The 18,868-nt window shown below is 68.5% G+C and carries 18 protein-coding genes; 10 read left to right on the top strand and 8 right to left on the bottom strand.

Annotation, left to right across the window (positions count from 1 at the left end; all coding sequences use genetic code 11):
- Nucleotides 1-68 precede the first annotated feature (68 nt).
- Nucleotides 69-2,816, top strand: a complete 2,748-nt coding sequence (locus AB0O76_RS30620) for a transglycosylase domain-containing protein (RefSeq protein WP_365497502.1) — start codon at nt 69-71, stop codon at nt 2,814-2,816.
- A 134-nt stretch (nt 2,817-2,950) separates the two neighbouring features.
- Nucleotides 2,951-4,498 (top strand): glycosyltransferase 87 family protein, encoded by a 1,548-nt coding sequence (locus AB0O76_RS30615; RefSeq protein WP_365497846.1) that lies wholly within the window; start codon nt 2,951-2,953, stop codon nt 4,496-4,498.
- 76 nt (nt 4,499-4,574) lie between these two features.
- Here AB0O76_RS30615 and AB0O76_RS30610 read toward each other — a convergent pair whose 3' ends face one another.
- The 3 genes from AB0O76_RS30610 to AB0O76_RS30600 form a co-directional block, all read right to left on the bottom strand.
- A complete protein-coding gene (locus AB0O76_RS30610) occupies nt 4,575-5,606 on the bottom strand; it encodes an alanine racemase (protein WP_266864492.1) in 1,032 nt (343 codons plus the stop codon).
- A gap of 120 nt (nt 5,607-5,726) precedes the next feature.
- Nucleotides 5,727-6,848 carry a peptidoglycan bridge formation glycyltransferase FemA/FemB family protein gene (locus tag AB0O76_RS30605; protein WP_365497499.1) on the bottom strand — a complete coding sequence of 374 codons (1,122 nt, stop codon included), beginning with the start codon at nt 6,846-6,848 and terminating at the stop codon, nt 5,727-5,729.
- 146 nt (nt 6,849-6,994) lie between these two features.
- Entirely contained in the window at nt 6,995-7,306 is a 312-nt protein-coding gene (locus AB0O76_RS30600; protein WP_365497496.1) for a hypothetical protein, read from the bottom strand.
- A 275-nt stretch (nt 7,307-7,581) separates the two neighbouring features.
- Here AB0O76_RS30600 and rpsF point away from each other — a divergent pair, with 275 nt between their 5' ends.
- The 4 genes from rpsF to rplI all read left to right on the top strand — a co-directional run bounded on the left by rpsF (nt 7,582) and on the right by rplI (nt 9,317).
- Complete coding sequence (gene rpsF / locus AB0O76_RS30595) at nt 7,582-7,872, top strand: 30S ribosomal protein S6 (RefSeq protein ID WP_006604399.1); 291 nt, start codon at nt 7,582-7,584, stop codon at nt 7,870-7,872.
- A gap of 80 nt (nt 7,873-7,952) precedes the next feature.
- Nucleotides 7,953-8,558 carry a single-stranded DNA-binding protein gene (locus AB0O76_RS30590; protein ID WP_135331198.1) on the top strand — a complete coding sequence of 202 codons (606 nt, stop codon included), beginning with the start codon at nt 7,953-7,955 and terminating at the stop codon, nt 8,556-8,558.
- Between the two features lie 57 nt (nt 8,559-8,615).
- The gene (gene rpsR, locus AB0O76_RS30585) at nt 8,616-8,852 is read left to right on the top strand and encodes a 30S ribosomal protein S18 (RefSeq protein ID WP_003949403.1); all 237 of its coding nucleotides are present in this window, start codon (nt 8,616-8,618) and stop codon (nt 8,850-8,852) included.
- Nucleotides 8,853-8,870: 18 nt separating this feature from the next.
- Nucleotides 8,871-9,317 carry a 50S ribosomal protein L9 gene (gene rplI / locus AB0O76_RS30580; RefSeq protein WP_365497493.1) on the top strand — a complete coding sequence of 149 codons (447 nt, stop codon included), beginning with the start codon at nt 8,871-8,873 and terminating at the stop codon, nt 9,315-9,317.
- Nucleotides 9,318-9,416: 99 nt separating this feature from the next.
- On the opposite strand, the gene AB0O76_RS30575 is transcribed toward rplI, so the two are convergent.
- Nucleotides 9,417-10,754, bottom strand: a complete 1,338-nt coding sequence (locus tag AB0O76_RS30575; RefSeq protein WP_365497491.1) for an MATE family efflux transporter — start codon at nt 10,752-10,754, stop codon at nt 9,417-9,419.
- A gap of 459 nt (nt 10,755-11,213) precedes the next feature.
- On the opposite strand from AB0O76_RS30575, the gene dnaB reads away from it, so the two are divergent.
- The gene (dnaB, locus tag AB0O76_RS30570) at nt 11,214-12,689 is read left to right on the top strand and encodes a replicative DNA helicase (protein WP_135331201.1); all 1,476 of its coding nucleotides are present in this window, start codon (nt 11,214-11,216) and stop codon (nt 12,687-12,689) included.
- Between the two features lie 40 nt (nt 12,690-12,729).
- Here dnaB and AB0O76_RS30565 read toward each other — a convergent pair whose 3' ends face one another.
- Nucleotides 12,730-13,293, bottom strand: coding sequence for a dihydrofolate reductase family protein (locus AB0O76_RS30565; RefSeq protein ID WP_266358395.1), 564 nt, complete (start codon nt 13,291-13,293; stop codon nt 12,730-12,732).
- 193 nt (nt 13,294-13,486) lie between these two features.
- Here AB0O76_RS30565 and AB0O76_RS30560 point away from each other — a divergent pair, with 193 nt between their 5' ends.
- Nucleotides 13,487-13,666 carry a hypothetical protein gene (locus AB0O76_RS30560; protein WP_365497488.1) on the top strand — a complete coding sequence of 60 codons (180 nt, stop codon included), beginning with the start codon at nt 13,487-13,489 and terminating at the stop codon, nt 13,664-13,666.
- Between the two features lie 36 nt (nt 13,667-13,702).
- Here AB0O76_RS30560 and AB0O76_RS30555 read toward each other — a convergent pair whose 3' ends face one another.
- Nucleotides 13,703-15,184, bottom strand: a complete 1,482-nt coding sequence (locus tag AB0O76_RS30555; protein WP_365497843.1) for a PLP-dependent aminotransferase family protein — start codon at nt 15,182-15,184, stop codon at nt 13,703-13,705.
- 67 nt (nt 15,185-15,251) lie between these two features.
- Between AB0O76_RS30555 and AB0O76_RS30550 the strand changes: the two genes are divergently transcribed.
- Together AB0O76_RS30550 and AB0O76_RS30545 are read left to right on the top strand one after the other, a co-directional pair.
- On the top strand, nt 15,252-16,112 hold the full coding sequence (locus AB0O76_RS30550) for a methyltransferase domain-containing protein (RefSeq protein WP_365497486.1): 861 nt from the start codon (nt 15,252-15,254) through the stop codon (nt 16,110-16,112).
- Between the two features lie 54 nt (nt 16,113-16,166).
- On the top strand, nt 16,167-17,549 hold the full coding sequence (locus AB0O76_RS30545) for a serine hydrolase domain-containing protein (protein WP_365497484.1): 1,383 nt from the start codon (nt 16,167-16,169) through the stop codon (nt 17,547-17,549).
- 251 nt (nt 17,550-17,800) lie between these two features.
- On the opposite strand, the gene AB0O76_RS30540 is transcribed toward AB0O76_RS30545, so the two are convergent.
- Both AB0O76_RS30540 and AB0O76_RS30535 read right to left on the bottom strand, forming a co-directional pair.
- Nucleotides 17,801-18,253: a GNAT family N-acetyltransferase gene (locus AB0O76_RS30540; protein ID WP_365497482.1), complete on the bottom strand. Its 453-nt coding sequence runs from the start codon at nt 18,251-18,253 to the stop codon at nt 17,801-17,803.
- Between the two features lie 40 nt (nt 18,254-18,293).
- A complete protein-coding gene (locus tag AB0O76_RS30535) occupies nt 18,294-18,752 on the bottom strand; it encodes a MarR family transcriptional regulator (RefSeq protein WP_365497480.1) in 459 nt (152 codons plus the stop codon).
- Nucleotides 18,753-18,868 lie beyond the last annotated feature (116 nt).

The raw sequence follows: 18,868 nt of genomic DNA, 5'->3' as shown, positions 1-18,868 counted from the left end.
GGGGGACCGGAAACCAGCCGCCGTTTCCAGGCGCGGACATCTGCGCCTGCCCGAGGAGTAATCGTTCGATGAGCGAGCACCGTCGCAAACCGCCGCAGCCGCAGGGCGGCGGACGCGCCGCGACCAGACGCGGCGTCTCCGGCGAGTCGTCGGGCCGCCGCGCGGCACCGCGTGGCGCCACTGGATCGCCCACTTCCTCAACCGGCTCGTACGGATCAGGTGACCCCGGTGACGGGGACCGTTCCTACGGCGGCCGGGCAGAAGCCCGTCGCGCGGCGCAGCGCAGCGGTGCCGTCGGCGCGGGCGGCGGTCGCCGCAGGGCGGCCGACGGGTCCGGTGCCGGCCGCTCGGGCGGTGGTGGCGGCGGCCGGCGCGGTGGGCCCGGCGGGCCGGCCGGGCCGGGTCGCGGCAGGGGCCGCGGCGGTCAGGGGCCCGCCAAGAAGCGGTTCATCGACTACCCGCGCGCGAACAAGCAAGGCGTGCGGCGCTGGGTCCCGTCCTGGCGTCTTGTCACCGGCCTGTTCATCGGTTTCCTCGGCAGCCTGATGGCGGTCGCCGGAATCGCGTACGCCCTGGTGGAGGTGCCGAAGGTCGACGAGGCCGCCAAGGCACAGAACAACGTCTACTACTGGGCCGACGGCAAGCAGATGGTCGCGACCGGTGGCGAGACGAACCGCCAGATCATCGACTACGAGAAGATCCCCAAGGCGATGCGGACCGCCGTCATCTCGGCGGAGAACAAGACCTTCGAGGACGACAAGGGCGTCGACCCCATGGGCATCACCCGTGCCCTGGTCAACATGGCCAAGGGCGGGGAGACGCAGGGTGGCTCCACGATCACTCAGCAGTACGTGAAGAACGCGCGCCTCAACGACCAGTCGCAGACGGTCACGCGTAAGTTCAAAGAGCTCTTCATCTCCATAAAGGTCGGCCGGACGGTCCCCAAGGAAGAGATCATGGCGGGGTATCTCAACACCGCCTACTACGGCCGCGGTGCCTACGGCATCCAGGCCGCGGCCCACGCCTACTTCAACAAGGACGCCACCGAGCTGAACCCCAGCCAGTGCGCGCTCCTCGCGACGGTCCTCAAGGGCGCCACGTACTACGATCCCGCCGGCTCCCCCGAGGTCGACCCTGCTGCCACGCACGACGCGAACACCGCACGGGCCACGAAGCGGTGGAGGTGGATCCTTGACGAAGAGGTCAAGGACGGCCACCTGACCGCCGCGGAACGGGGCAAGTACAGGAAGTTCCCGAAGCTGCAGAACCCGCGGTCCAACGCCCAGCTCGGCGGTCAGATCGGTTACCTGGTCGACCTGGCCAAGGCGTACGTGATCAACAACAGCGACGGCAAGATCACGGCCAATGACCTCCAGCAGGGCGGCTACGAGATCCACACGACCTTCGACAGGACGAAGGTCAAGGAGCTCGAGAAGTCCGTGGAGAAGGTCCGCAAGGCGAAGATCAAGCCCAAGTTGCGTAAGGAGAAGGACACCCACGTCCAGTTCGGTGGCGCCTCGGTGAACCCGAAGGACGGCGCGATCGAGGCGATCTACGGCGGTGAAGACGCGACCAAGCACTTCACCAACAACGCGGACCAGACCGGTGCCCAGGTCGGATCGACGTTCAAGCCCTTCGTGCTGGCGGCCGCCTTCAAGGACGGTAAGCGCGCCAAGGAGGGGCCGGAGATCCAGGACGCGACCCAGCGCACCATCGTCAACCCCAAGAGCCTCTACAGCGGCAAGAACAAGCTCAAGATCGAGAAGTACGACGGCACCGTCTGGACGGACCGTGAGGGCAAGGAATGGCTGCAGACCAACGACGGTGACGCGTCCTACAACGCCCCGAGCTACCAGATCGACCTCCGCGAGGCGATGCGGGAGTCCGTCAACTCGGCCTATGTGCAGCTCGGCATGGACGTCGGATTGGACAAGGTGAAGGAGGCGGCCATCGCCTCCGGCCTCAAGGAGAACAGCCTGGCCAGCGCCAATTACCCGTCCTTCTCTCTCGGTACGTCCTCTCCGAGCGCGATCCGCATGGCCGGCGCGTACTCCACGTTCGCTTCCAGCGGCAAGCAGAACGAGCCGTACTCGGTCAAGGAAGTCGAGCACAAGGGCAACACCGTCTTCGAGCACGAGTCGCAGACCAAGAGGGCCTTCGACCCGGAGGTCGCCAACAACGTCACCGACGTGCTCAGGACCGTCGTCGAGAAGGGCACCGGCACCTCGGCCCAGCTGAGCGGCCGCCAGGTGGCGGGCAAGACCGGTACGACCGACGGCAACAAGTCGGCCTGGTTCGTCGGCTACACCCCGCAGCTGTCGACGGCGATCAGTATGTACCGCCTCGACGACAACGAGGGGAACAAGAAGCGCGAGTTCCTGGAGATGTTCGGCACGGGTGGCGAGGAGAAGATCCACGGTGCCTCGTTCCCCGCGCAGATCTGGAAGGACTACATGGAGCAGGCCCTCAAGGGTGAGCCCGTGAAGAACTTCCGCGTGCCGACTCCGATCGGTGAGGTCGTCGGCGAGACCCCGCCGCCGAGCCCGACTCCTACGGAGACCGAGGAGCCGGAGGAGTCGCCGTCGCCGACCCCCACGGATACCGGGCCGTCCGAGAGCCCGTCGGGCAGCCCCGATCCCGGTGAGTCCTGTGCCGACTGGGACTGGCAGTGCAGCAACAACGGCGGTGGCGGGAACGGCGGGACCACCGATGGCAGCACCGGCGAACCGTCACCACCGGTCACAGAAGAGCCGACCGACGGTGGAGGAAACAACGGCAACGGCAATGGAGGCATCTTCGGAGGCCCGACCGGCTGACCGAGGAACCCCGCGTGCGTGTTTCACGTGAAACGCACTGTTTCACGTGAAACACGCAGAGCCGATCATGAAGAGGGCCGCCACACCCCTACGGTGTGGCGGCCCTCTCCGTGTTCTCAGGCGCGTACGGCAGGATGTGCGGCATGCCCAGTGCAGAAACGACGCGCACGAGCGTGCACCAGCCCTCGAGCGGGCGGCAGCCGGAGCCCGTACGGCCGACCAAGGAGGATGAGGTCGCGGCGGCCGGCAGCGAGCTCATCGGCGGGCCCATCGGCCGCAGAGTGCTGTACGCGGCCACCTGGTGGACTCCCGTACATGTCATCGCGCTCGTGGCCATCGGGATGTTCGCGCTCGGCATGGTGCAGAAGATGCCGTGCTACGACGGCGCCTGGTTCCAGGGCGCGAGCTCGCAGTACACGCACGCCTGCTACTCCGACATCCCTCATCTCTACCAAGGGCGCGGCTTCGCCGACGGGCTCGTGCCCTACTTCGACAAGCTGCCCGGCGACATGGAGTACCTCGAATACCCGGTGCTCACCGGTGTGTTCATGGAGGTGGCCTCCTGGCTGACACCGGGCAGCGGCAGCATCCAGCACCAGGAGAAGTTCTACTGGATGGTCAACGCCGGGATGCTGATGGCCTGCACGGCGGTCATCGCCGTCTGCGTGGCCCGCACCCACCGGCGCCGCCCCTGGGACGGCCTGCTCGTCGCCCTGGCGCCCGCCTTCGCGCTGACGGCCACCATCAACTGGGACCTGTTCGCCGTCGCTCTCACGGCCGCCGCGATGCTGATGTGGGCACGCAAGGGGATGCTCTCCGCGGGCGTCCTGCTCGGCCTGGCGACCGCCGCGAAGCTCTATCCGGCGCTGCTGCTCGGCCCGCTGCTCATCCTGTGCTGGCGGGCAGGGCGCTGGCGGGCCTTCTGCGTGACGGCCGGCGCCGCGGTGGGTGCCTGGCTCGTGGTGAACCTGCCGGTGATGATCGACCACGATGCCTCGGGCTTCCACATCCGTGAGGGCTGGGCGAAGTTCTACACCTTCAGCCAGGAGCGGGGCGTCGACTTCGGCTCCTTCTGGCTGATCCTCTCCCAGCGCATGGACGAGCCGCTGTCCACCGACACGGTCAACACCCTCGCCACGGCCCTGATGCTCCTGGCCTGCCTGGGAATCGGCGCCCTCGGCCTGACCGCGCCGCGCCGCCCGCGCTTCGCGCAGCTGGCCTTCCTGGTGGTCGCCGCGTTCATCCTCACCAACAAGGTCTATTCGCCGCAGTACGTCCTGTGGCTGATCCCTCTCGCCGCGCTGGCCCGGCCGCGCTGGCGGGACTTCCTGATCTGGCAGGCCTGCGAGGTCGCGTACTTCCTGGGGATCTGGCTGTACCTCGCGTACACGACGAGCGGGGATGCCCACAAGGGACTGCCGACCGAGGGCTACCAACTGGTCATCATGATCCACCTGTTGGGGACGCTGTACCTGTGCGCCATGGTCGTACGGGACATCCTGATGCCCGAGCGGGACCCGGTGCGGAGGTCCGGCGACGACGATCCGTCGGGAGGCGTCCTTGACGGTGCGCAGGACGTCTTCGTCCTCGGGCAGGCGGCCCATCCGCCGCGGCACGCGGTGCACTCCACGGAAAGGCCCGTCGTGCGGTGGGGGTCGACGACGACCGATATTTCGCCCTGAGCGAACGGGTACATCAGAAGGGCCGGGCGCGAGAACATCGCGCCCGGCCCTTCTGCGTGTGATCAGCTACGTGTGATCAGCGATCGACGATGCGGTCGAACTGCGTGGTGGTGTGCCGCAGATGGGCCACCAGCTCCTCGCCCACCTTCGGCTCCTGCGCGTCCGACGGCACGAAAAGGATGGAGACCTGCATGTGCGGCGGCTCGGCGAACCAGCGCTGCTTGCCGGCCCAGACGAACGGCGACAGGTTGCGGTTGACGGTCGCGAGGCCCGCACGGGCCACGCCCTTCGCCCGCGGCACCATGCCGTGCAGCGCCTTCGGGGCCTCCAGGCCCACGCCGTGCGACGTGCCGCCCGCGACGACGACCAGCCAGCCGTCGGACGCGACCTTCTGCTGGCGGTAGCCGAAGCGGTCACCCTTGGACACCTGCGTGACGTCCAGGACGGCACCGCGGTACTGGGTGGCCTCGTGATCCCCCAGCCACAGATGGGTGCCGATGCGCGCGCGGAACCGCGTCTGCGGGAACTGCTGCTGCAGGCGCTGGAGTTCATTGGCCTTGAGGTGGCTGACGAACATCGTGTGCAGCGGAAGCCGGGCCGCCCGCAGCCGGTCCATCCAGCCGATGACCTCCTCGACGGCGTCCGAGCCGTCCGTGCGGTCCAGCGGCAGGTGGATCGCGAAGCCTTCGAGCCGTACGTCCTCGATGGCTGCGTGCAGCTGCGAGAGCTCCTGCTCGCTCACGCCGTGCCGCTTCATCGAGGACATGACCTCGATGACGACGCGGGCGCCCACGAGGCCGTGTACGCCGTCCAGGGACGACACGGAGCGGATGACGCGGTCGGGCAGCGGCACGGGCTCCTCGCCCCGCCGGAACGGGGTCAGGACCAGCAGATCGCCGCTGAACCAGTCCTTGATCCGGGCGGCTTCGTAGGTGGTGCCGACAGCGAGGACGTCGGAGCCGAAGCGCGTCGCTTCCTCCGCGAGGCGCTCGTGACCGAAGCCGTAGCCGTTGCCCTTGCAGACCGGGACGATGCCCGGGAACTGCTCCAGCACGTGCTTGTGGTGTGCCCGCCAGCGCGCGGTGTCGACATAGAGCGTGAGCGCCATGGCCGGATCCCGGAACCTTTCTCGTGGCTGCGGTGTATCAGAGGTATGAAGACTATTTGTGGTTGTGCCTGGGGCCAGGGTGGCCGTCGTAGCTGTGTGAATTGTGCCGGGTCCGCGCGGTCAGCGACGCGACATGTAGATGTCGAGCGCCTTGTGGAGCAGCTTGTTGAGCGGGAAGTCCCACTCGCCGATGTACTCGACCGCCTCTCCACCCGTGCCCACCTTGAACTGAATCAGTCCGAAGAGGTGGTCCGTCTCGTCCAGAGAGTCGGAGATGCCCCGCAAGTCGTAGACGGTGGCGCCGAGCGCGTAGGCGTCGCGGAGCATCCGCCACTGCATCGCGTTCGAGGGCCTGACCTCGCGGCCGATGTTGTCCGAGGCGCCGTAGGAGTACCAGACGTGACCGCCGACGACCAGCATCGTCGCCGCGGAGAGATTCACGCCGTTGTGCCGCGCGAAGTACAGCCGCATGCGGTTGGGGTCCTCGGAGTTGAGGGTCCGCCACATCTGCTGGAAGTAACCCAGCGGCCGCGGACGGAACTTGTCGCGGACCGCGGTGATCTCGTAGAGGCGCTGCCATTCGGCGAGGTCCTCGTAACCGCCCTGGACGACCTCGACACCGGCCTTCTCGGCCTTCTTGATGTTGCGCCGCCACAGCTGGTTGAAGCCCTTGAGGACCTCGTCCAGCGAGCGGTTGGCCAGCGGCACCTGGAAGACGTAACGGGGCTGTACGTCACCGAAGCCGGCCCCGCCGTCCTCGCCTTGCTGCCAGCCCATGCGGCGCAGCCGGTCGGAGACCTCGAAGGCGCGCGGCTCGATGTGCGAGGCCTCGACGTCGCGCAGCCGCTTCACATCAGGGTTCTGGATGCCCGACTTGATCGCGGGCGCGTCCCAGCGCCGGATGACGACCGGCGGGCCCATCTTCACGGAGAAGGCGCCCTGCTGCTTCAGATGCGCGAGCATCGGCTGCAGCCAGTCGTCCAGGTTCGGGGCGTACCAATTGATGACCGGGCCCTCGGGGAGGTACGCGAGATAGCGCTTCAGCTTGGGCAGTTGGCGGTAGAGCACCAGGCCCACGCCGACCAGCTGACCGGTCCCGTCGTCGAACCAGCCCAGGTTCTCCGAACGCCATTCACTCTTCACATCCGCCCATGCCGGGACCTGGCAATGACTCGCCGACGGCAGGCTCTGGATAAACGCCAGATGCTGCTCGCGACTGATGGTCCTCAGGGTCAGACTCATTCGGGGCGCTCCTCGGGCTGGTGTGTCCCCATGGGTACAGGGGCTCCGGCTCTCGCGCCGAAGCCTACTGTGCCCCGCGAGCGCCCCGTCTGGGCGTATGGAACCTCGGCCCCCGGCCTATGGGTGGCGGGGGTGCCGAGGGGTGGTCACCAGAGGCCGCCGAACAGGCCGCCGTGGGCCATGCCCAGGAAGAATCCGACCGCCGACGCACCGAGACCGACGATGAGGCCGAAGCGCTCGCGGGTCGTCTCGGAGACGAACTGTCCCCACGCGGCCGTACCGATTCCCACCAGGCCGGTCCAGGAGCTGAGCAGATGGAGGTTGTGGAACTGCGCGGAGATGAAGGCGATCGCACCGAGGATCAGCGTCACGCCAAGCAGCGTGTCCTGCAGTGGATGGGCCTTGCCATCTGTGGCGAAGAGAGAGCCGGCGGTGTTTCGTCGCAATGCCTGTGCCATGGGGCACCTCCTGCGGAAGGCGGCGCATCGTAGCGCCATACACACCCGATGTGTACAGATTCTGCCCGTCGGCGGCCGGATTTCAACCGGAAGCCATGGTGCGGGTACTCTGTACCGTCTGCACCGGTGTCTGCCCAGGCCCCTGGCAGGGTTCCCGCTCGGTTTCTGATCGGGGAGCCCGATTGTCAGTGGCTGCCGATACCGTTGCGTACGCATCACGACCCTCCTGCCACGGAACGACCGTGGCCGCTGAGTCCAAAGGAGGTGGGTTCCACATGCGTCACTACGAAGTGATGGTCATCCTCGACCCCGATCTCGAGGAGCGCGCTGTCTCCCCGCTGATCGAGAACTTCCTCTCCGTCGTCCGTGAGGGCAACGGAAAGGTTGAGAAGGTCGACACCTGGGGCCGTCGTCGTCTCTCGTACGAGATCAAGAAGAAGCCCGAGGGCATCTACTCGGTCATCGACCTGCAGGCCGAGCCTGCGGTCGTCAAGGAGCTCGACCGCCAGATGAACCTGAACGAGTCGGTCCTCCGGACCAAGGTCCTCCGTCCCGAGACCCACTGAGCTTCCCAGCTCAGCGGTACTCGGGTTTCGAGTAGCAGCAGCAAAAGCAGCCAGCAGCAAACCCGCCGAGAGGTTCCCCCATGGCAGGCGAGACCGTCATCACGGTCGTCGGCAATCTTGTCGACGACCCCGAGCTGCGCTTCACCCCGTCCGGTGCGGCGGTCGCGAAGTTCCGTGTCGCGTCCACTCCCCGCACCTTCGACCGTCAGACCAATGAGTGGAAGGACGGCGAGAGCCTCTTCCTCACCTGCTCGGTCTGGCGTCAGGCGGCGGAGAACGTCGCTGAGTCGCTTCAGCGAGGCATGCGCGTCGTCGTGCAGGGCCGGTTGAAGCAGCGGTCCTACGAGGACCGCGAGGGCGTCAAGCGCACGGTCTACGAGCTGGACGTCGAGGAAGTCGGCGCCAGCCTGAAGAACGCCACGGCCAAGGTCACCAAGACCACCGGTCGCGGCGGCCAGGGTGGATACGGCGGCGGTGGCGGCGGCCAGCAGGGCGGCGGCAACTGGGGCGGCGGCTCCGGTGGCGGTCAGCAGCAGGGTGGCGGCGGTGCTCCCGCCGACGACCCCTGGGCGACCGGTGCGCCGGCCGGCGGCGGCCAGCAGCAGGGCGGCGGCGGTGGCTGGGGCGGAAGCTCCGGCGGCTCCGGCGGCTCTGGCGGCGGCTACTCGGACGAGCCCCCCTTCTAGGCCGAAGGGCCAGGGGTGGGCCGTACCCACACTTCTTGATCACACAGGAGAAACACCATGGCGAAGCCGCCTGTGCGCAAGCCTAAGAAGAAGGTCTGCGCATTCTGCAAGGACAAGGTCACGTACGTGGACTACAAGGACACGAACATGCTGCGGAAGTTCATTTCCGACCGCGGCAAGATCCGTGCCCGCCGCGTGACCGGCAACTGCACGCAGCACCAGCGTGACGTCGCCACGGCCGTGAAGAACAGCCGTGAGATGGCGCTGCTACCCTACACGTCCACCGCGCGATAAGGGAAGGGTGACCGACTAATGAAGATCATCCTCACCCACGAGGTCACTGGCCTCGGCGCTGCTGGCGAGGTCGTAGACGTCAAGGACGGCTACGCCCGCAACTACCTGATCCCGCGGAACTTCGCGATCCGCTGGACCAAGGGTGGCGAGAAGGACGTCGAGCAGATCCGTCGTGCTCGCAAGATCCACGAGATCGCGACCATCGAGCAGGCCAACGAGATCAAGGCCCAGCTCGAGGGCGTCAAGGTCCGTCTGGCCGTTCGCTCCGGCGACGCCGGTCGTCTCTTCGGTTCCGTCACCCCGGCCGACATCGCTTCGGCGATCGCGGCTGCCGGTGGTCCGAAGGTCGACAAGCGCCGTGTCGAGCTGAACGCGCCGATCAAGACGCTGGGCGCCCACGCGACGTCCGTGCGTCTGCACCCCGAGGTTGCCGCCAAGGTCAACATCGAGGTCGTCTCCGCCTAAGCACTGCGCTTGGCAGAGTTGAACGAACATGTGGGGCCGCACCCTTCGGGGTGCGGCCCCACATGTTTCACGTGAAACGGGTCAGCGTCGTGAAACGGCTCAGCGTGTGGCGCCCGTGACGATCCAGCGGCCCGAGCGGGATCGCAGCCACAGGGTGATCATCCGTACCGTCATCATGAGCATCATCGCTCCCCACAGGGCGGTCAGGCCACCGCCGAGGGTGGGCACCATGAGGGCGATGGGGACGAAGACGGCGAGCGTGGCCAGCATGGCCCAGGCCAGGTAGAGGCCGTCGCCTGCTCCCATCAGGACGCCGTCCAGGACATAGACGATGCCGCAGATCGGCTGGGCGATGGCCACCACCACGAGGGCGGGCAGCGCCGCGTCCTCGACGGCCGCGTCACTCGTGAACAGCGGGATGAACAAGGGCCGGGCCAGGACGACCAGGGCGCCGAGCACAACCCCCGATGCGATGCCCCACTGCACCATCCGGCGGCAGACGTCACGCGCGCCCTGGGCGTCGTTCGCTCCCAGATAGCGGCCGATGATCGCCTGGCCGGCGATGGCGATGGCGTCGAGAGCGAACGCCAGCAGGTTCCACAGGGACAGGATGATCTGGTGGGCGGCCACATCGGCGTCGCCGAGGCGGGCGGCCACCGCGGTCGCGAACATGAGGATCGCCCGCAGCGAGAGCGTACGGACGAGAAGGGGTGCGCCCGCTTGGGCGCAGGCCCTGATCCCTGCGGCGTCGGGGCGCAGTGAAGCGCCGTGGCGTCTGGCTCCGCGTACGACGACGAAGAGGTACACGGCGGCCATGGCGCACTGGGCGATGACGGTGCCCCAGGCGGAACCGGCGATGCCCAGGCCGGCGCCGTACACGAGGCCCACATTGAGGACGCCGTTGGCGACGAAACCGCCGATGGCGACGTACAGCGGGGTCTTCGTGTCCTGCAGGCCGCGCAGGACACCGGTGGCGGCGAGCACGACGAGCATGGGCGGAATGCCGAGCGAGGAGATGCGGAGGTACGTGATCGCGTACGGGGCGGCGGTGTCCGATGCGCCGAAGAGTTCGACGAGCGCGGGTGCGGTGGGCAGGACGACGGCGATGACGGCGGCGCCGAGCAGAAGCGCCAGCCAGATGCCGTCCATGCCCTGGCGTATGGCGGCCTGGAGATCTCCGGCGCCGACCCGTCGGGCGACGGCGGCTGTGGTGGCGTAGGCAAGGAAGACGAACACGCTCACGGCGGTGGTGAGGAGGGCCGAGGCGACGCCCAGACCGGCCAGTTGCGCGGTGCCGAGATGGCCGACGATGGCGCTGTCGGCCATCACGAAGAGAGGCTCGGCGACGAGTGCGCCGAAGGCGGGGACGGCGAGTGCGATGATCTCTCGGTCATGCCGTCGCCGTGCGGCCTTGGGTGCCGCGGGAGCCTGTGTCATGGGCACCAATGTAATCTTCCACAGGTAAGAGATGCAACGACTAAAGGACCCTTACTTGGTCTTCGGTGGGACGCTCTGTGGCGCACTGTTTGTCGCGATCTTGGTCCGACTGGGGAAGTTTTTCTTCTGCACAGCCGGTGGACGGGAACGTTGCAGGTCAGCGCCGGTTTGTGGAGAGGGCTGAGGGCTTGTTCACAGGGCTGTCCACCGGGCCGTGCACAGGTTTTGCGGGGTTCTCCACAGCATCGCGCCCGTCATCCACACCGCCTGTGGATAACCAGATTGGCTGACGGTGGCCACGGGCCTACCGTGGTCCGGCGCCCCCCTCGTCTTCCGACTGCGGTAACCCGGTAAATCCGACGCGTCAGAACCGGAGTTGGGCGACTCATTTGTCAGTGGCGTGCCGTAAGAAAGAGGGGCACGGCGAGGTCCGCGCGGCGGACGGGAGGAGGTGGCCCGGTGAGTATTTCCGAGCCTTTGGACGACCCCTGGGCCGACAGCGGTCCCAGCGATCGTCTGCCCGCCTCCCGGCGCCGTGACGGCGGCCGTGGCCGCGACGAACAGCATGAGCGGGGCCGTGAAGGTGGCGGCTGGGACGGCGGCGGCACCGCCTTCGAGCGCGTACCGCCGCAGGACCTCGACGCGGAGCAGTCGGTGCTCGGCGGCATGCTCCTGTCCAAGGACGCCATCGCCGATGTCGTCGAGGTCCTCAAGGGCCATGACTTCTACCGGCCCGCGCACGAGACGATCTACACCGCGATCCTCGACCTGTACGCGAAGGGCGAGCCGGCCGACCCGATCACCACCGCCGCCGAGCTCACCAAGCGCGGCGAGATCACCAAGGTCGGCGGCGCCCCGTATCTGCACACACTGGTGCAGACGGTGCCGACCGCGGCGAACGCCGAGTACTACGCGGAGATCGTCCACGAGCGCGCGGTCCTGCGCCGCCTCGTCGAGGCAGGCACCCGCATCACGCAGATGGGATACGCGGCCGACGGCGACGTCGACGAGATCGTCAACAGCGCCCAGGCCGAGATCTACGCGGTCACCGAGCAGCGCACCAGCGAGGACTATCTGCCGCTCGGCGACATCATGGAGGGCGCGCTCGACGAGATCGAGGCGATCGGATCGCGCAGCGGCGAGATGACCGGTGTGCCGACGGGCTTCACCGACTTCGACTCGCTGACGAACGGCCTGCACCCGGGCCAGATGATCGTCATCGCGGCCCGTCCCGCCATGGGTAAGTCCACGCTGGCCCTCGACTTCGCGCGGGCCTGTTCGATCAAGCACAACCTGCCCAGCGTCATCTTCTCCCTGGAAATGGGGCGCAACGAGATCGCGATGCGTCTGCTCTCCGCGGAGGCCCGCGTCGCGCTGCACCACATGCGGTCCGGCACGATGACCGACGAGGACTGGACACGTCTCGCGCGCCGCATGCCCGAGGTCTCGGCCGCCCCCCTCTACATCGACGACTCCCCGAACCTGTCGATGATGGAGATCCGCGCCAAGTGCCGCCGTCTCAAGCAGCGCAGCGACATCAAGCTCGTGATCATCGACTATCTGCAGCTGATGCAGTCCGGTGGTTCGAAGCGCGCCGAGAGCCGCCAGCAGGAGGTCTCGGACATGTCGCGAAACCTGAAGCTGCTCGCCAAGGAACTCGAAGTCCCGGTCATCGCGCTCTCGCAGCTGAACCGTGGCCCCGAGCAGCGCACGGACAAGAAGCCCCAGGTCTCCGACCTGCGTGAATCCGGATCGATCGAGCAGGACGCCGACATGGTCATCCTGCTGCACCGTGAGGACGCGTACGAGAAGGAGTCCCCGCGCGCGGGCGAGGCGGACATCATCGTGGGCAAGCACCGTAACGGCCCGACGGCCACGATCACGGTCGCCTTCCAGGGCCACTACTCGCGCTTCGTGGACATGGCGCAGACGTAAGCTCCGTCTGTAGGGGAGACCAGCGCGTGGGTGCTGCTGCTCAGCGCCTCGTCTCGTACCTGGTCAGGATCACGCCGCAGGGAAGCGTCCGCGTCTCCACCAGGTTCAGGTTCACCCAGTTGTCCAGCGCGGTGAAGAACGGCGTGCCGCCGCCCACCAGGACCGGCGCGGTGGCCAGCACGTACTCGTCGATCAGCCCGGCCCGCATGGCCGCCCCGGCGAGCGTCGCGCCGCCGATGTCCATCGGGCCGCCGTCCTCGGCCTTGAGCCGGGTGATCTCGGCGACCGCGTCGCCGGTGACCAGGCGGGTGTTCCAGTCGACCTTGTCGATCGTCGAGGAGAACACCACCTTCGACATGTCCCGCCAGCGGCGCGCGAACTCGATCTCCGCCGGGGTGGCGTTGGGCTGCTGGTCGCCGGTCGGCCAGTAGGAGCTCATCGTCTGCCACAGCTTGCGCCCGTACAGCGACAGGTCGGTCGCCTGCAACTGGTCGGACCAGAACTGGAACAGCTCGTCGCTCGGCACGCTCCAGCCGATGTCGTCGCCGGGCGCGGCGATGTAGCCGTCCAGGGTCAGGTTCATGCCGTAGATCAGTTTCCGCATGGCGCCAGCCTTCCGTGGGTCGGTCTCACGCGTACAGACCGGCGCGGCGCGGGAAACTCATCGGTGCGCGATCTGAGCTTGAGACAACAGAGAACCAGCAGGTCACAGAAGATCGACATGTCATCGGCGGTGAGACCCTACAGTCAGCCAAAGATCTCTGGCTCCGCGTCAGTTTCCCTTCCACGCTCCGCGGATGACCTTGGAATGGGAACAGGTAATCGTTCACTCCTCTGACGATGAGTTCGAGATCCGCCCGGAGCCGAATCGCCTGCCGGGGCTGGAATTCGTCCAGAACAACCCACGGCTGATCACCCTGGCCGATACAGACCCCGAAGGCAATGAGTTCTGTGTCCTTGGCCAGCGGCGTCAGTAACCCTCTACGGGCGGCTCGGCCGCTGAGAACCCGCAGTCAGGCCAAGTCCCGCACGGCGTCGCCGAGGAGCGAGATGCCATCGGCGATGTCGGTGGCGGTGGGGGCGGCGTAGCCCAGGACGAGGCCCGGGCGGTGCGGGCGTTGGCCGTGCCAGGACAAGGGCTGGACCTTCACGCCGCGCAACAGGGCCGCCGCGGCGAGGTCGGTGTCGCGGAACCCGGCGTCGAAGGTGATCGTCAGATGCAGTCCGGCAGCGGCGCCGTGCACGACGGCGTCCGGCAGCTGGGTCCTGATCGCGGCGATCATCGCGTCCCTGCGGCGGCGATGGCGCCCGCGCAGGAGACGCAACTGGCGTTCCAGCCCGCCGGATTCCATCAGCTGGGCCAGGACGAGCTGCGGCAGTACGGCGCTGCCGAGGTCGGCGAAGCGCTTGGCGGCGACGAGAGCGTCCCGGTGCCGGGGCGGCGCGATCGCCCAGCCGATGCGCAGCGCCGGAGCGAGCAGCTTGGACACGCTCCCGGCGTACAGGACATGCTCGGCGAGCAGGGAACGCAGGGCGGGGACCGGGGCGCGGTCGTAACGGTGCTCTGCGTCGTAGTCGTCCTCGATGATCAGCCCGTCGCGCTCCGTGGCCCAGCGCATCAGCGCGCGCCGTCGGCGGCCGCCGAGCACGACGCCGGTCGGGAACTGGTGCGCCGGTGTCAGCAGGACGGCCGGAGCGCCCGTGGTCTCCAGTGCGTCGACGCGGATGCCGTCGGCGTCGACCGGGACGGGCGGGGTGTCGAGGCGTGCATTGCGCAGATGCTGGCGGGCGCCGAGCGCGCCGGGGTCCTCCACGGCCACCGCGCGGATCCCGTCGTCGTGCAGGACCCGACCGAGCAGCGTGAGGGTCTGACCCGTGCCCGCGGTGACGACGATCTCGTCCGGATCGGCGCGGATGCCCCGGCTGCGGGCCAGCCAGTGGGCCAGGGCGACGCGCAGTTCCCGGGCCCCGCGCGGGTCTCCGTATCCGAAGGCGGAGGCCGGGAGTTCCTTGAGTACGGTGCGTTCGGCGCGGAGCCACGCGGTGCGCGGGAACGCCGCGAGATCGGGCACGCCGGGAGAGAGGTCGATCCGGGCCGGTGCGGCCCGCAGCGCGTCGAAGATGTCCGTGCCGGGCGCGGCGGCGAAGAGGGTGCCCGGCGGAGGATGCGGCTGCGTGTGTGCCTCCGGCCGGACCGTGACGGGTGCGGCGACCACCACGGTGCCGTTGCGCCCCCGCCCCGCGACATGTCCGTCCTCGCTCAACCGCTGGTACGCCTCGGTGATCACGCCGCGGGACACGCGCAGTTCGCCCGCCAGGGTCCGGGTGGCGGGCAGTCTGCTGCCCACCGGCAGGCGGCCGTCCGCTATCGCGAGACGCAGGCGCCGGGCCAGCCAGTCCGCGCGCCCGCCGGGCGGGGCATCGCCGATGTTCAGCTGGAGGAAGTCGGTTCCTGAGCCGTTCCCCTCGACGATGCCGGCCTCGGGGGACGGCACTATGGACTGGTCAGCATCATGGTCATTGGACCTGTTCACCGGGCCATAGTGACAGCAGGCTGAAGTCATGCACATAACGACCACGAATCCCACGACCTCATCTCCCGGCATCCTCCCGGGAGTTGACTACGTCCACGGATACTCGGACCGCGAGGCCCGCAGGCTCGGTGATCAGGCGGACACCCTCGCCGCGCTGCTGCACGAAGGCACGGCGTATCCCGCGGGCAGCCGCGTCCTGGAGGTCGGCTGTGGGGTCGGCGCACAGACCGTCCACCTGGTCGACTCAAGCCCCGGGGCGCACATCGTCGCCGTCGACCGCTCGGCGGAGTCGCTGGCACAGGCCCGCGCCCGCGTCGAGGCCCACGCGCCCGGTGCGAATGTGACGTGGTGCCGCGCCGATCTCTTGGATCTTCCTTTCGCGGATGCCGAGTTCGACCACATCTTCGTGTGCTTCGTCCTGGAGCACCTGGCCGCTCCCCGGCGCGCCCTCGCCGCACTGCGGAGGCTGCTGCGACCTGGCGGGAGCCTCACCGTGATCGAGGGGGACCACGCGTCGGCGTTCTTCCACCCGGACAGTGCCTACGCCCGCGCGGCGATCGGCTGCCTGGTCCAGTTGCAGGCGGACGGTGGTGGGAACGGCCTGATCGGGCGGGAGCTGCTGCCTCTGGTCGCGGATGCCGGATACGACGACGTCCGGGTGCGGGCGTGCACCGTCTACGCGGACCGGACCCGTCCCGCGTTGGTCGACGGCTTCACGCGCAGCACGTTCACCGCCATGATCGAATCCGTCAGGGAGGACGCGCTGGCCGCGGCGCTCATCACCGAGGCGGACTGGGACCGCGGGATCGCCGATCTGCGCAGGACCGCGGACGACGACGGGACCTTCCACTACACGTTCTTCAAGGCCACGGGTACGCGCACCGCGTAGCCGCGGTGGCGGAATTCGCTCGACGCGCGGCCTCTCCAAAGGTGGACTAGGGCCATGACATCACCCCGTGAAGAGCTGCTGCCCACCACCCGCCGAGCCTTGCTGCACCGCGTCGCCACCGCTCAGGCGGAGGGCCGGGCTCCCTCGCTCGTCGCCTCGGTGCTCAGGGACGGCGAGTTGGTGTGGACCGAGGGCCGCACCTGCGTCGAGGGACACGCGCCGGACGAGAACGTCCAGTACCGCATCGGCTCGATCACCAAGACCTTCACCGCCGTCCTGGTGATGCGGCTGCGCGACGAGGGCGCCCTTGACCTCTCCGATCCCCTGGAGAAGCACCTTCCGGGCACGGCCGCGGGCGACGTCACCATTGCGGAACTGCTCGCGCACACCAGCGGGTTGGCGGCCGAGACCCCCGGGGAGTGGTGGGAGCGTACGCCGGGTTCTCAGCGCCCCGAGCTGGAGGACGTACTCGGCGAGCAGCCTTTCAAGCACCCCACCGGTCGCCGGTTCCACTACTCCAACCCCGGCTATACGCTGCTCGGTTCGCTGATCGAGGCGCTGCGGGGCGATTCCTGGGAAGCCGTGCTGCGCCGCGAGATCCTGGAGCCGCTGGGCCTGGACCGTACGAGCGCACAGCCGCAGGCGCCGCACGCGGGCGGCTGGGCCGTCCATCCCTGGGCGGACGTGATGATGCCCGAACCCGCAGAGGACCTGGGCCTCATGGCACCGGCCGGACAGCTGTGGTCCACGACCGCGGATCTGGCCCGCTTCGGTGCCTTCCTCCTGGCGGGCGACGACCGTGTCCTGTCCGCCGATTCGGTACGGGAGATGAGGACTCCGGCAGCGCCCACGCCGCCGGGGGACTGGAACTCGACGTACGGGCTCGGTGCGCAAGTCCTCCGGGTGGACGGACGCACCCTGGTCGGGCACGGGGGCTCGCTGCCGGGATTCATGGCCGGGCTGTGGGCGATCGAGGAGGACGGTCTGGTGGCGGTCACGCTGACCAACTGCACCTCCGGTCCCGCCGTGACGTCGCTGGCCGCCGAGCTGCTCCTGATCGTCGCCGAGGCCGAGCCACGCATCCCCGAGGCGTGGCGGCCGCTGCCCGAGCTGGATGAGGCCCTGCTGGAGCTTGCGGGGCCCTGGCACTGGGGGACGAACACCTTCGTGCTGCGGCCGGCGGCCGATGGGGCGGTCGGGCTTGCGCCCCTCGCCGGTGGCGGCCGAGGCTCGCGGTTCCGGCCGAACGGCGACGGCACCTGGACCGGGCTCGACGGCTACTTCGCGGGGGAGATCCTGCGGGCGGTGCGGCGGCCGGACGGGTCGGTGAGCCATCTCGACCTCGGCTCGTTCTTCTTCACGCGGGAGCCGTACGACACGGGTGCTCCCGTGCCGGGCGGGGTGGACCCGGAGGGGTGGCGCGGACTTCCCCGGTAGGAGCTCGGTGGGACTTCTCCCATAGGAGCCCGGTGGGGGGGGGGGGTGGGAAGGGACAAACAACGCCCAACCGGGCGACCACAAGCAAGGGGTTGAATAGAAGGGGGATGGTGACAGACAGCAGCACCTCGGGGCCGCCGCTCCCGCCCGGCGGCGCCGGCCGGCCACCAACCCCCCGCGCGCCGCGGGGTGCGGCGCGCCCACCCCCACCCCCCCCCCCCCCCCACCGGTACGACACATCAATGGCAGTGTCAGAGCTGCAGCTTGAAGCCCACATGCGATGCCGTGAACCCGAGCCGCTCGTAGAAGCGGTGGGCATCGGTGCGAGTGGCGTCGGAGGTCAGCTGCACCAACTGGCAGTTCTGGCGCCGGGATTCCTCGATGGCCCACTCGATGAAGCGGGTGCCGAGGCCGCTGCCGCGCTCATCGGCGTGGATGCGTACGGCCTCGATGATCGACCGGGTGGCCCCCTTCCGGGACAGCCCGTGAATGATCGTGAGCTGAAGGGTGCCGACGACGCGTCCTTCGCGTACGGCGACGACCTGGTGCTGGTTCGGATGGCCGGCCAGTCGCTCGTACGCGGCGAGGTACGGCGTGAGGTCGTCCGGCGACTCGCGATTGTTGCCCAGCGAGTCATCGGCGAGCATCTCCACGATGGCGGGGATGTCGTCGGCCACGGCCGGGCGTATCTCAAGATCTCCCATGAGCCGCAGCCTATGCGGCCACCTGCCGGTCGGTCAGTCCTTACGCCGGTACGCGCACCGCTTCCACTGCCCTGACCAGCGGCGCGAGCTCCGGTTCCAGTGCCGCCGCGTCGAGCGCCTCGCGCAGCGCGGTGTCATTGGTGGGACGCGCCTCGGCGAGCAGCGCGGCGCCCGATTCGCTGACGTCCGTGTAGATGCCCCGGCGGTCGGTCGGGCACAGATAGCGGGCGAGCAGCCCGCGGTCCTCGAGCCGGGTGACCAGGCGTGTGGTGGCGCTCTGGCTGAGCACGACGGCGTCGGCGACCTGCTTCATCTGCAGGTGGCCGCCCTCTCCGTCGTGCTGCCTGCTGAGGACGTCGAGCAGGGAGTACTCGCGCACGCTCAGGCCGTGCTCGGCCTGCAGGGCGCGCTCGATGTGGGTCTCGATCTTCCCGTGGAGCAGGGAGAGCGCGCACCAGCCCTGCGCAAGGGCGGTCAGTGCGGGGTCCGTCGCTGTCATGGCTCTTGTTCCTCCGTCCCGGAGCGGCTGAAACCAGGATAGTGCACGTACGCAATATCCAGCGGTTGCAAGTAACCCGCGTCTGCAACTATTGTGGACGCAAGCTAAGCGCACCT

The organism is Streptomyces sp. NPDC086554 (genome assembly GCF_040686095.1).
In the GTDB taxonomy this organism is placed as follows: domain Bacteria; phylum Actinomycetota; class Actinomycetes; order Streptomycetales; family Streptomycetaceae; genus Streptomyces.
The sequence above is the reverse complement of the archived record's forward strand: the minus strand, read 5'-3'. Positions and strand labels throughout refer to the sequence as shown.